General features: G+C 47.9%; 12 protein-coding genes. 6 read left to right on the top strand and 6 right to left on the bottom strand.

Annotated elements, in window-relative coordinates:
* Nucleotides 1–59: 59 nt before the first annotated feature.
* A complete protein-coding gene (gene ansA / locus OA57_RS09230; RefSeq protein WP_034616734.1) occupies nt 60–1,070 on the bottom strand; it encodes an asparaginase in 1,011 nt (336 codons plus the stop codon).
* A gap of 231 nt (nt 1,071–1,301) precedes the next feature.
* Between ansA and OA57_RS09225 the strand changes: the two genes are divergently transcribed.
* From OA57_RS09225 to OA57_RS09200, 6 genes are all read left to right on the top strand, one after another.
* A complete protein-coding gene (locus tag OA57_RS09225) occupies nt 1,302–1,988 on the top strand; it encodes an N-acetylmannosamine-6-phosphate 2-epimerase (RefSeq protein WP_034616732.1) in 687 nt (228 codons plus the stop codon).
* 16 nt (nt 1,989–2,004) lie between these two features.
* Entirely contained in the window at nt 2,005–2,898 is an 894-nt protein-coding gene (locus OA57_RS09220) for an N-acetylmannosamine kinase (protein ID WP_034616729.1), read from the top strand.
* Entirely contained in the window at nt 2,898–3,368 is a 471-nt protein-coding gene (nanQ, locus tag OA57_RS09215; protein ID WP_034616726.1) for an N-acetylneuraminate anomerase, read from the top strand. The genes OA57_RS09220 and nanQ overlap by 1 nt, the downstream gene beginning before the upstream one ends.
* 23 nt (nt 3,369–3,391) lie before the next feature.
* A complete protein-coding gene (locus tag OA57_RS09210) occupies nt 3,392–4,258 on the top strand; it encodes a MurR/RpiR family transcriptional regulator (protein WP_034616723.1) in 867 nt (288 codons plus the stop codon).
* 19 nt (nt 4,259–4,277) lie between these two features.
* Nucleotides 4,278–5,156 carry an N-acetylneuraminate lyase gene (gene nanA / locus OA57_RS09205; protein ID WP_034616720.1) on the top strand — a complete coding sequence of 293 codons (879 nt, stop codon included), beginning with the start codon at nt 4,278–4,280 and terminating at the stop codon, nt 5,154–5,156.
* A gap of 107 nt (nt 5,157–5,263) precedes the next feature.
* On the top strand, nt 5,264–6,769 hold the full coding sequence (locus OA57_RS09200) for a PTS transporter subunit EIIC (protein WP_034616717.1): 1,506 nt from the start codon (nt 5,264–5,266) through the stop codon (nt 6,767–6,769).
* An 89-nt stretch (nt 6,770–6,858) separates the two neighbouring features.
* On the opposite strand, the gene purA is transcribed toward OA57_RS09200, so the two are convergent.
* From purA to OA57_RS09175, 5 genes are all read right to left on the bottom strand, one after another.
* Nucleotides 6,859–8,154, bottom strand: coding sequence for an adenylosuccinate synthase (gene purA / locus OA57_RS09195; protein WP_034616715.1), 1,296 nt, complete (start codon nt 8,152–8,154; stop codon nt 6,859–6,861).
* A 173-nt stretch (nt 8,155–8,327) separates the two neighbouring features.
* Nucleotides 8,328–9,215 carry a protease modulator HflC gene (hflC, locus tag OA57_RS09190; RefSeq protein ID WP_034616713.1) on the bottom strand — a complete coding sequence of 296 codons (888 nt, stop codon included), beginning with the start codon at nt 9,213–9,215 and terminating at the stop codon, nt 8,328–8,330.
* Nucleotides 9,215–10,537 (bottom strand): FtsH protease activity modulator HflK, encoded by a 1,323-nt coding sequence (gene hflK / locus OA57_RS09185; RefSeq protein WP_034616710.1) that lies wholly within the window; start codon nt 10,535–10,537, stop codon nt 9,215–9,217. Before hflK ends, hflC begins: the two co-directional genes overlap by 1 nt.
* A gap of 213 nt (nt 10,538–10,750) precedes the next feature.
* Nucleotides 10,751–11,770: a substrate-binding domain-containing protein gene (locus tag OA57_RS09180; protein WP_152596746.1), complete on the bottom strand. Its 1,020-nt coding sequence runs from the start codon at nt 11,768–11,770 to the stop codon at nt 10,751–10,753.
* Between the two features lie 17 nt (nt 11,771–11,787).
* Nucleotides 11,788–13,239 carry a glycoside hydrolase family 32 protein gene (locus OA57_RS09175; protein WP_034616705.1) on the bottom strand — a complete coding sequence of 484 codons (1,452 nt, stop codon included), beginning with the start codon at nt 13,237–13,239 and terminating at the stop codon, nt 11,788–11,790.
* Nucleotides 13,240–13,255: the final 16 nt, after the last annotated feature.

The raw sequence follows: 13,255 nt of genomic DNA, 5'->3' as shown, positions 1-13,255 counted from the left end.
TACTAGCAAAGTGCGGTCAGAAGTCAATGCCAAACCGCACTTGAGTACCGTCGGATTGATCAAAGTGTGAGTTCTCCCCGTAAATTTTGCCGCAAATAATGGCGAACGGCATGAATCTCCAAATCCTGACTAAGCAAATAGTGCAGTTTTGCCAGCGCCGTTTCCACCGTCATATCATAGCCGCTGATCACGCCGACATTTGCCAGAGCATTGCCGGTGGCATAGCTTTCCATGTTGACTTTACCGGCATAGCATTGGGTCAGATTCAGCACAATAATATTATCATCGTAAGCCTGTTGCAGTAATGACAGGATTTCGGGCGTGCTGGGGGCGTTGCCGATACCAAATGTCAGCAGAATCAAGCCATTGACCGGCTGTTGTAAAACATTGCGAATGACATCGGGCGAAATACCGGGATAGAGCATGACAATACCGATCGGCTGCGGGGTGATATGACGTAATTTAAATTCGCCGCGCGGCACGAGATCGAGTGCCGAGTGATTGACTGAAATCGTGATGCCGGCCTCAATCAGAGCCGGATAGTTGGGTGATGAAAATGCATCGAAACCGTCTGCATGGCTTTTTGTGCTGCGGTTACCGCGTAATAATTTGTTGTTGAAAAACAGGGTAACTTCACTAATCGGATAATTTGCCGCCAGATAAAGCGAATTCAATAAATTGCTCAATCCGTCGGAACGCAAGCCGGAAATCGGGATTTGCGAGCCGGTGATGATCACCGGTTTGGTTAGATTCTCAAACATAAAAGAGAGCGCGGAGGCGGTGTAAGCCATCGTATCGGTGCCGTGCAAAATGATAAAGGCATCGTAATGGTTATAGTGTTTTTTGATGTCATCGGCAATTTGCTGCCAGTGATCGGGGGTCATATTGGCGGAGTCGATCAGGTCGGGGTATTCATGGACGGTAAAGTGCGGTATTTCCGGACGTTGTAATTCAGGCAGAGAAGACAGGTAACTACTCATAAACCCCGGCTGCGGCACATAGCCGTGTTTGGAGGGTTTCATTCCGATGGTTCCGCCTGTATAAGCGATGTAAATCGATTTTTTATTCATATTATTCCCGATGTGAGCCTGAAAACCGATGATGATTATAAGGCTTTTCCGATGAAAAGTGCGGTCGAATGCCGTTTTATTTTTCTATCTGAGTACATAACGCTTTTCTGGCGGTGAAATTATGACTTGGATCGCATTTTGCAATGATTTTACTTGTTCTGTTTGATATGAAGTATTACTCTATGCTTTGTGAAGTTTATATTCGTTAAATTTTCCGTAGATGGAGTCAAAATGTCAAAACTTACAAAAGAACAAATATTGGCCATGCTGGAGGGGGGATTAATTGCCTCCTGCCAACCGGTAGATGACGGCCCTATGGATTCACCGGAAATTGTGGCTGCTATGGCACAAGCCTCGGTGATTGGCGGGGCTGCCGGATTACGAATTGAAGGGATTGAAAACGTAAAAGCGACTCGCAGCAAAGTGAAAGTGCCGATTATCGGGATTGTAAAACGTGATCTGGCGGACAGTCCGGTGCGGATTACCCCGTTTTTGCATGATGTCGAAGCGCTTGCCGCAGCCGGCGCCGATATTATTGCCTTTGACGGCACGGACAGAATTCGTCCTGAAACACGTGATGCGTTGGTTGCCCAAATTAACGCAATGGGTTGCTTATCCATGGCGGATTGCGCCAATTTTGAAGAAGGCATGTATTGCCGGAATTTAGGCGTTGATTTAATCGGCAGCACTATGTCCGGTTACACCGGCGGGGAAGTGCCGTCGGAGCCGGATGTCAAATTGGTACAGGATTTGAAGGCGGCGGGCTGCCGAGTGATGGCGGAAGGGCGCTACAATACGCCGGAACTGGCGGCGTTGGCGATTAAAAACGGTGCGTATTCGGTGACGGTCGGTTCGGCATTGACACGTCTGGAGCATATCGTGGGTTGGTTTGTCAATGAAATTAAAGCGGTAAAATAACAGAGGTTAGGCAAGCATGAAATGTTGTTTGGCGATAGATATCGGCGGTACAAAAATTGCCAGTGCCTTAGTAACCGATCAAATAATCACGCAGCGTCAGCAGATTAAAACACCGCAAGCAGAAGCCGCAACACGCATGGCGACTGTTCTGGCAGAAATTATGCAACAGTATGACGGCAAGTTTGATGCCGTCGCCGTTGCCTCCACCGGAATCATCAATAATGGTGTTCTGACCGCACTTAACCCGAAAAATCTGGGGGGGTTGGCTGAATTTCCGCTACTGGATACGATTGCCAAATACACTGCCTGTCCGGTGGGTTTATTGAATGACGTGCAGGCGGCGGCGTATGCGGAATATCGTGTTTCGGGTGAAAAAAGCGTAAATTTTGCGTTTATCACCGTTTCAACCGGAGTCGGAGGTGGTATTATTTTGAATAGACAACTCCAAATCGGGCCGAATGGCGTTGCAGGACATATCGGGCATACGCTGGCGGATCCAAACGGGCCGATGTGCGGTTGCGGGCGGCGTGGTTGTGTGGAAGCGATTGCGTCGGGACGGGCAATCGAAGCCGCAGCGGCACAATGGGCGAATCCGTGTGAGCCGAAAGAAGTGTTCGCGCGTTTTCGCCAAGGCGTGCCGGAAGCCGTGGCGCTGATACAACGCTCAGCCCATGCACTTACCGGTTTGATTGCGGATTTGGTGATTGGCAATGATATTCAACGGGTGGTGCTTGGCGGCAGTGTCGGGCTGGCAGAGGGGTATTTACCGCTGGTGCGGCAATATCTGCAACAATTACCGCACTTTTATCAGGCTGATGTGGTGCCGGCAATTTGCGGGCAGGATGCCGGCTTACTCGGCGCCGCACTGTGGATGCAGGACAGTTTAACGACCTATAAGGAAGAGAAATAATGATTTTGGCAGATTTGAACAAAGACAATGTGAATTTCGGCTTACCGAGTGTGATTGCAGAAATTTGCGACTATTTGAATAGACAGGATTTAGCGGCATTGACGTTGGGGCGACATGATATTACAGCGGATATTTTTATGAATGTCATGGAGTTTGAGACAGCGGAAGCCGACAGTAAAAAGGCTGAGCTGCATCATCGCTATCTGGACGTACAGTTATTGATTTCAGGTTCGGAGCTGATTGAATACGGTGTCGGCAATCCGGATTTGAGTGCTTATGAAGATTATCAGGAAGAAGATGATTATCAGCTGAGCGCACAGCAAATCAAAGATAAAAACAGTGTGGTGTTGAAACCGGGCATGTTTGCCGTATTCTTTCCTTATGAAGCGCATAAACCGGGGTGCAATATCGACGGAAAATCGGGCACGGTGAAGAAACTGGTGGTTAAAATCCCATATACTTTGCTGTAAACCATTTGAAAGGAGCATAGGCTATGAATCAGGGTGGAAAAATTTTAGATACCATAGGGGCGCTGCAAAGCAGCCTGACCAAAACGGAAAAGCGGATTGCTTCGGCTATTCTGACCTCGCCGGATTTACTGAATCAGTGTTCGTTATCCGAAGTGGCGGAGAAACTGGATGTCGGCGAAGCGACATTTATTCGTTTCTGCCGTACGCTGGGGTTCAAGGGGTATACCGATTTTAAACTGGATTTGGCGATTGAGTTGGCAACCCAGAATAAAGAGAACGGCTCGTTGCTGGATACGGATATTGCACGTGGAGACGGCCCGAGCGAAATCGCATTCAAAATGCAGGCGGCACTCAGTAACGTGTTAACCGAAACCATCAATTTACTCGATTTTGACGAGTTGGAAAGAGTGGTGACCGCCATTCGTCAGTCAAAGCGTATTTTTGTCTTTGGTGTCGGCTCTTCGGGGCTGACGGCAGAAGATGCCAAACATAAATTTTTGCGAATCGGCTTACAGGTTGACGCCCTGACCAATAACCATTTTATGTATATGCAGGCATCGTTGATGAACAAAGACGATATTGTCATCGGCATCAGCCATTCCGGATATTCGGTTGAAACCGCACAAGCGTTGAAAATTGCTAAATCGAACGGTGCCAAAACGATTGCAATCACCCATAATTTGCGCTCGCCGATTACCGAAGTGGCGGATTATGTATTGATCAACGGCAATCGGCAAGGGCAGTTGCAGGGCGATTCGATCGGAACCAAGATTTCCCAGTTATTTGTTATGGATTTGATCTACGCTTTGCTGGTACAGGCAGAGCCCGACAATTCAATGAACAAAAAACAAAAAACACTAAACGTTATTCTTGAACAACGAATTAAATAATCTATTCACAGGAGATTTCATGAAAAATTTAAACGGTATTTTTAGCGCATTATTGGTTTCATTCAATGCGGACGGCACGGTGAATGAAAAAGGGTTGCGCCAAATCGTTCGCCACAATATTGATAAAATGAAGGTTGACGGTTTGTATGTCGGCGGCAGCACCGGTGAAAACTTTATGTTGTCTACCGAAGAGAAAAAAGAGATTTTCCGCATTGCCAAAGACGAAGCAAAAGATGAAATCGCCTTGATTGCCCAAGTCGGCAGCGTCAATCTGAAAGAAGCGGTAGAGTTGGGAAAATATGCCACTGAATTGGGTTATGATTGTTTATCCGCCGTGACGCCGTTCTACTACAAATTCAGCTTCCCGGAAATTAAACACTTCTATAATACCATTATCGAAGCCACCGGCAATCGCATGATCGTCTACTCGATCCCGTTCCTGACCGGTGTCAATATCGGTGTGGCGCAATTCGGCGAACTGTATGAAAATGAAAAAATCATCGGTGTGAAATTTACTGCCGGCGATTTCTATCTGTTGGAACGCCTGAAAAAAGCCTATCCAAACCACTTAATCTGGGCAGGTTTCGATGAAATGATGCTGCCTGCCGCCGTATTGGGTGTGGACGGCGCTATCGGCAGCACCTTTAACGTCAACGGTATTCGTGCCCGTCAAATCTTTGAAAAGGCACAGGCCGGACAAATTCAGGAAGCATTGGAAATTCAGCATGTGACCAATGATTTGATCGAAGGTATTTTAGGTAACGGTCTGTATTTGACCATCAAAGAGTTGCTGAAACTTGAGGGCGTGGACGCCGGCTACTGCCGTGAACCGATGACGAAAGAATTGACCGAAGCACAAATTGCCGTGGCCAAAGAGTTAAAAGCAAAATACTTGTAATTGACCGCACTTGCAGATATTTGCTAAGTCGTTAATATGAAAGATGAGCCCTGTGCTGCGGGGTTCATCTTTTTGTTTTACTTTGTTCCGTATTAAAGGAGAACATGATGTTTAAAACGTTACAAAAAATCGGTAAAGCATTTATGTTGCCGATTGCGATTTTACCGGCGGCAGGTTTGCTGCTTGGGATTGGTGGTGCATTGTCCAATCAGACCACGGTCTTGGCTTATCCGATCTTGAATAATGACTTATTGCAAAGTATTTTTCAAGTGATGGCGGCTGCCGGAACGGTAGTGTTTGCCAATTTGGCACTATTATTGTGTATAGGCTTGGGTATCGGGCTGGCTAATCGGGATAAAGGCACGGCGGCGTTAGCGGCGGTGGTCGGTTATTTGATTATGGCAGGTACGATCAGTGCATTGCTCAGCATTTTTACGCCGGATGCAAGCGGTATCGACACCGGTGTTATCGGTGCGTTGGTCATGGGGCTGATAGCCGTCGGCTTGCATAACCGTTATCACAATATCCAACTGCCGCAAATGCTCGGTTTTTTTGGCGGTTCGCGTTTCGTACCGATTGTTACCGCATTTGCTGCGATTTTTGTCGGTGTATTCTTCTTTCTGGTCTGGCCGACATTTCAAGGCCGGCTGGTCAGTGCCGGCGAAAGCATTGCCGAAATGGGCGCGATCGGCACTTTCTTCTACGGCTTTTTGATGCGCTTGTCCGGTGCAATCGGCTTACACCATATGATCTACCCGCTGTTTTGGTATACCGAGCTGGGCGGTGTGGAGCAGGTGGCTGGAAGTGCGGTTGTCGGTGCACAAAAAATCTTTTTCGCCCAATTGGCCGATCCGAATCATCAAGGTCTGTTTACCGAAGGAACACGCTTCTTTGCAGGACGGTTTGACACCATGATGTTCGGGTTGCCGGCGGCGTGTTTGGCGATGTACCACTGCGTACCGAAGGCGCAGCGTAAATTATTCGGCGGCTTATTTTTAGGCGTTGCCCTGACGTCATTTTTAACCGGTATTACCGAACCGATTGAATTCATGTTCTTGTTTGTGGCACCTTGGTTATATGTTATCCATGCGTTTTTTGACGGCGTGTCGTTCTATATTGCCGATATCCTCAATATTTCCATTGGTAACACCTTTTCCGGCGGATTTATTGATTTCCTGCTGTTCGGTATTTTGCAGGGCGATGTTAAAACCAACTGGATTCGTGTGGTGTTAGTCGGTATTCCTTGGGCGATGTTGTATTACTTCACCTTCCGTTTTTTAATCGTGAAATTCAATGTGATGACACCGGGAAGGGACGATGAAAGCCGAACGCAGGAAACGGAAAGTGCGGTTACCGCGCAAGGTAATCTGCATGAAAATGCGGTAAAAATCATCACCGCACTTGGCGACAAAGAGAATATCGAACACGTTGATGCCTGCATCACTCGTTTGCGGGTGGCATTAAAAGATGTGAAAAAAGTCGATAAACAGGCGTTGAAGAAAATCGGTGCGATAGACGTACTCGAAGTCGGCGGCGGCGTACAAGCGATTTTCGGTGCTAAAGCGGTTCTGTATAAAAGCGAAGTGAACCAGATTTTGGGGCTGGAAGATTGAGTTGAAAGTTTAATTTAAGCAGCTGTAATAAAATAAAAATCCCTTGCATTTAAAATACAAGGGATTTCTAATTTTAAGCGAGATTAATTTTAAGCAAACGGATCACGCAAAATCATGGTTTCAACCCGATCGGGGCCGGTAGAAAGAATATCGACCGGAACACCGGTCACTTCTTCAATACGTTTAATGTAGTCGCGTGCGGTTTGTGGCAGTTGGTTTACATCGGTCACGCCAAAGGTGTTTTCCGACCAGCCCGGCAAGGTTTCGTAAATCGGTTCGACATTTTCCCAATTTTCAGCCGCACTTGGGGCATATTCGATAATTGAACCGTCCGGCATTTTGTAGGCAACACAGATTTTTAACTCATCGAAACCATCTAAAACGTCCAGTTTGGTCATACAGAAGCCGGAAATGGAATTTAGCTGAACGGCACGGCGCACCGCAACCGCATCAAACCAGCCGCAACGACGAGGGCGACCGGTGACGGCACCGAATTCGTTGCCTTTTTTGGCAATTTCCGCCCCGATGTCGTCGAACAGTTCCGTTGTGAACGGACCGCCGCCGACACGCGTGCAATAGGCTTTGATGATGCCCAGTACATAGTCAAGGTGGCGCGGGCCGTAACCGGCGCCGGTCGCCACACCGCCGGCAGTGGTGTTGGAGCTGGTGACATAAGGATAAGTGCCGTGGTCGATATCCAACATGGTGCCTTGTGCGCCTTCAAACAGAATATTGTCGCCGTTTTGGCGGGCTTTATCTAAAATTGTCGGGATATCGGCAACCATCGCCGTGATGATATCGGCGACGGCAAAAATATCATCTAAGGTTTTTTGATAGTCGACCGCTTCCACTTTGTAGTAGTTGACCAGTTGGAAATTGTAGTATTCCAGAATATTTTTCAGTTTTTCGGCAAAGGTTTCTCGGTTGAACAGATCGCCGACACGCAAGCCGCGACGAGCGACTTTGTCTTCATAAGCCGGACCGATACCACGGCCGGTGGTGCCGATGGCTTTTTTACCCAGCGCGGCTTCACGGGCGTGATCCATGGCAACATGGTAAGGCAAAATTAACGGACAGGCTTCGGAAATTAGCAGACGTTCACGCACATTAACGCCGCGATTTTCCAGTTCGCCCATTTCCTGTAACAAAGCAGCAGGGGAAAGTACGACGCCGTTGCCGATCAAGCAGGTGACATTATCGCGCAGAATACCTGACGGAATCAGACGCAAAACGGTTTTCTCACCATTAATGATCAAGGTATGACCGGCATTATGACCGCCTTGATAACGCACCACGTATTTCACGCGATCGGTTAACAGGTCAACAATTTTACCTTTACCTTCGTCCCCCCATTGGGCGCCTAGGATAACAACACTTTTCCCCATAATAATTTTTACCTTTTAAGATTTGAAGATGGATGTATTCGCAACTGTTTACTTTACTATTTTCCGCTGATAACTACAATCAAAGTGCGGTTAAAATGCGACTTTTTGTCCGTTTTCAAGTAGAAAATAAAAGCCCTAACATCAGTAGGGCTTGGTCAATAATCTTGTTTGTTTTATTCTGCTTCGGGTTGCATGTAGCGGAAGAAGTCGCTGCCCGGTTTCAAAATCATCATATTACCTGAATTTTTGAAGCTTTTTTCATAGGCTTTCAAGCTGCGGATAAAACTGAAAAATTCCGGTTCGTTACGGAAGGCATCGGCATACACTTTTGCCGCTGTTGCATCGCCACTACCGCGCAGTTCCTGTGCGGTTTTACTGGCGGTTGCCAGAATAACGGTAACGCGGCGATCAACATCAGCCTGGATAAAGGCAGACTTTTCACGACCTTGCGAACGGTGTTCACGGGCAACGGCATCACGCTCGGCACGCATTCGCTGGTAAATCGAAGAAGAGACTTCTTGCGGCAAGTTGATTTGTTTTACCCGTACGTCAACTACTTGAATCCCTAAATCGGAAGAACTGTCGGCGCCGGTATTCAACGCATTCAAGGCTCCGGTCATCAACTCGCCGCGCGTACCGGAAACAATGTCTTTAATGGTTCTTGAGCCGATTTCAGAACGCAAACGGTCGTTCACTTTGCGTCTTAGCAGGTTATCGGCATACGTGTAATCGCCGCCGCCGGTACTGGTGTAGAAACGGCCGAAATCACTGATTCGCCATTTGACGTAAGAATCGACCAACAAGTCTTTCTTTTCGACCGTAACAAAGCGATCCGCTTGTCCGTCCAGTGTTTGGATCCGTGCATCGAGCACTTTAACGGTATCGATAAACGGAATTTTAAAATGAATGCCCGGATTATAAATGCTGACTTTATTATCGGAATCACGCAGTACTTTGTTAAAGCGCAACATGATGCCGCGTGAGCCTTCATTGATCACCACAATGCTGGAATAAAGAATGGCTGCCATCAAAATAATGACAGGTAATAAAAACTTACGCATTATTCGAATCTCCCTTGGCGAGTACTGCTGTCATTGCGTTCATCTTGTTGTGTGCCGATATAGCCGCTTTCATTGTTGTTTGAGCTCTGACGGGCGCGCGCCGGCGGATTGCCGCTTTGCGGGTTTTGACCGGACAACGCCGTATTCGAGCTGGCGCCTTTGGCTTGAGGTTCGTCGCTGTTGGCAACCGCACTTTCAGCCACTTTTTTCTGCTTGAGCAATTGCTCTAAAGGTAAAACGGTCAAATTGTTGCCGCTGCCGGAATCCAGCATGACTTTCGGCGTTTCCGCCATAATATTTTCCATAGCCTGAATATACAGACGTTCACGCATCAATTCCGGTGCCAGCTTGTATTCCGGCAACAGTTGTTGGAAACGTTCGACTTCCCCTTGCGCATCCAGAACCACTTGTTCTTTATAGGCGGTGGCCTGCTCAATGATACGCTGTGCGTCACCGCGGGCGATCGGCTCGGCTTCACGGGCATAGGCTTCCGCTTGTCGGATAAAGCGTTGTTCGTCTTCCTGCGCTTTGATCGCATCGTCAAAGGCATCTTTCACCTGTTCAGGCGGGCGGGCGGACTGGAAGTTGACATCAATTACTTCAAGCCCCATATCATAAGGCTTCACGATATTTTCCAAATAGCGCCAAGTATCTTCCCGCACCACGGAACGACCGGTGGTCAAAATATCGTCCATCGTCATATGACCGATAACATAACGCAATGCGCTGTCGGTTGCTTGTGACAGGCTGTCATTGGCATTGGTGACGCTGAACAAGTATTTTTCAGGATTATTGACCCGATATTGCACCGTCATTTCCACCACGACCATGTTTTCATCTTGGGTCAGCATACTGCCTTGAGTTTTCAGCTCGCTGATGCGTTCTATATTAACGGGAATGACCTGATCGATAAAAGTCGGTTTCCAGTTCAAGCCGGGTTGTACGATAGCATTGACTTTGCCGAAGCGCAGGACAACACCGCGTTCCGCCTCCCTGACGGTATAGAAACCACTGACGGCCCAGATGATGACGGCGATAATGGCGACAATCGGTAATAATTTGCCCAAACCGCTAAACGACGGGCTATTGCCTGATTTACCGCCTCGACCGCCACCGCCCATTTTTTTCAATAGGTTATTGAACATTTCCTCCAAATCCGGCGGGCCTTGTTGTTTGTTGCGTTGATCGGTTTGTTGGTTATCCGGCTCGGGATTGTTGTGCCAATCTTGATCTTTTTCAGGTTTTTTTTGCCCGCTTTGCCCCGGCTTGCCCCAAGGGTCTTGATCTGCATGATGGTTGTTATCAGAACCACTCCACGACATAGTATCGATTTCTCCGTCAGTTAAAAATAAGCGCTGTTACAAAAAGGTTGTAACAAACTGCTAACCAAAACAGTTTTCGATTGTATCATTTACGTGTAGGATTGCCAGTCTTTTTAGTGTCGGCACTTGCCGGCTCGGTTTCGCTCGGACGGGCGGCGGGATTGGTATGCTGTCTGTCGTTTTGCGTTTGCATAAAAGTGCGGTCGGATGTTGTTATTGGTCACGCCAACAGAGTTCGGCCGGTATAATTTTATTTTCGCTTGGCTTTTTGTCCAACAAATTCAGGATAGAGGCGAACAGCTGATTAGCGATCTGCTCGTGATTTTGCCGGATAGAATTGATGTTAAACGGCAGGCAGTTCAGCAATTCATAATCGTCAAATGTCGCCAAGTGCAGTTGCCGGCTGCTCAATTGATTCAAGAGTTGATGTTCGTTGAGAAAACGCAGTACGCCGACCAATAGACCGTAAGAGGCGACAAAAATCGCTTGCGGCAGGCGTCCGGCGTGTTGCAGCAATTGCTGCATCATGATGTAACCGGATTCGGCACGATAATCGCGATGGTGAATCCAGTCTGCCTGCAGCGGCAGTCCGGCTTGTTGCAGACCGCACTTGAAGCCTTGCAAACGGGCTTCGCTCGGCGTCAATTGCAGTAAGCCGCCGAGGTAATGGAATTCACTCAATTGATGCTTTTCAATCATGCCGCTGACCATTTCCGCAACCGCACTTTGGTCATCGGTGATGACATAGGGGACGTGATCGGCATCTTTGATTACTCGATCCAGTTGAAGGCTCGGAAGGGTGTCCAAGTGAGGATAACAGCGTTTGCTTTGTTGCGTCGGCGTGGTGATCAACAGATCGATTTGCCGTTCCAGCAAATTTTCGATGGCCTTGGCTTCTTGCTGCGGTTGCTCGTCGGAACAACTGATAATCAGCTGTAACCCGTTGTTACGGCATAGCCTTTCCAAAATTTTACTGGTTTGGGCAAAACCGAAATTGGAAAAATCGGGAATAACCAGACCAATGGTGTTGGTGCGCTGTGCTTGCAGGGCTTTGGCATAGATATTTGCCCGATAGTGGTGTTGCTGTGCAATACTGAGAATTTTTTGTCTGGTTTCTGCTTTTATCCGAAATTCATCGGCTCGTCCGTTCAGCACCATGCTGACGGTTGTTTTGGAAACACCGCTGAGTTCGGCAATATCGTTCAGCGTACAACGTTTATGTTTTAGGTTCATCATGTCAATCGTTATGTTTAGCCGATATATTCAATCGGTTTTATTGCCCCGCTCAGGATTTTCAGCGGGCGGGAGACACTTAGCGTATGGCGTCGGTTTGGAATGAAAAAACGCGATGTCAGGGCTTTTTCGCCGTCGTTGAGGAAAATCTCAATGATCGAACGGTCGATAAAAATGTCGACTTGCTGCAAATGGGCAATTTCGCAATAACGTTTTTCGCCTAACGCCAACATACTCGGGGTTTGTTCGCTGTTGCTGCGATCCAGACAGAGAATCCCCGCCTGATAACTGAGGGTGAGCTGTTGCCCTTTGTCGTTACGGAACAGTTCTAGTCGGAAATCCCGTTGTTCGGCATTGAAACCGAGATAAGCACAATCCAGATGATCAATCTGCATTTCTCGTTCTATCAAAAGTGCGGTCGGGGTTTGCGGATAATAGTGCTCAAGTGGTTTTTGATAGAGGCGGTTGTTTTGTAAACTTAAGCGGCGCGGCATGGTCAGGGCGGAATGCCAACCGTATTTATCGGTCGGGTATTGCAAATCCGGCAGCCCTATCCAACCAAGCATGACCGCACTTTGGCGATTATTCGTCCCGGCAAAGGTTTGCGGCGCATAGAAATCAAAGCCGTAATCCACCTCGGCGAAGTGTTCCACGGCAAAATTCAGATTATCCAATTTGCCGATCACACAGGTTGCATGGTAATTGTTTTGGAATTGATACGTTTCACGTTTTTTGCCTTGCGGCGACCAAATAAACAGATCCTTGTCGCCGATTTTCAATAAATCAGGGCATTCCCACATAAAAATATTGCGGTTGTCAAAATCGGATAGCTTCAGTTCGCCGAGTAAACGAGGCGGGGTATTGAGGTTGTCCATTTCGAATATGATTGCCGTGCCGCTTAAACCTGTGCGTTGTGCGCCGCAAATGAACCGCACTTTGCCTTCGGCAGTGAGATACGGTTTTGGATCGCGGACGTGCTCGCTATATCCGGCGGGCGCACAGGTAACCAGCGGGTATTTATCCAGCAGCTCACCCTCACGGCTGAAAACGGCCAGATTTTGATAAGGGATACGTTGGTTGTCACTGCTGCGCCGCGTGTTGCCGGTATAAAATGCCGCAATATAGTCGTCTATCGGCAAAGCGCCGCCGGAATAGCAGCCGTGTGATTCGAACATTTCGCTCGGAATCAGCGGCTCTGCCGGTGTGAATTGCTGAAAGTCAGGGGTAGTATAATGCAGCCAGTGCTTCATGCCGTGCATGGCATCATAAGGATACCATTGGCAGAAAATATGGTATTGCTCACCGTCGAAAACCAGCCCGTTGGGATCATTAATCAAGCCGAAAGGGGCGGTTAAGTGATAAGCGGGACGGAAATCCCGATCCTCTGCAACCCGTGCGGCAACGGCAGTCAGCTCTCCTTCTTCGGCGGCAAGCAGGCTTTTGTATTTTCCTTGATTAAAGATCAACATAAAAAATCCTTGTGGC

It is taken from the genome of Chelonobacter oris (assembly GCF_000772535.1).
GTDB classification, from domain to species: Bacteria; Pseudomonadota; Gammaproteobacteria; order Enterobacterales; family Pasteurellaceae; genus Chelonobacter; species Chelonobacter oris.
This window is presented reverse-complemented; position numbering and strand designations above follow the sequence as displayed.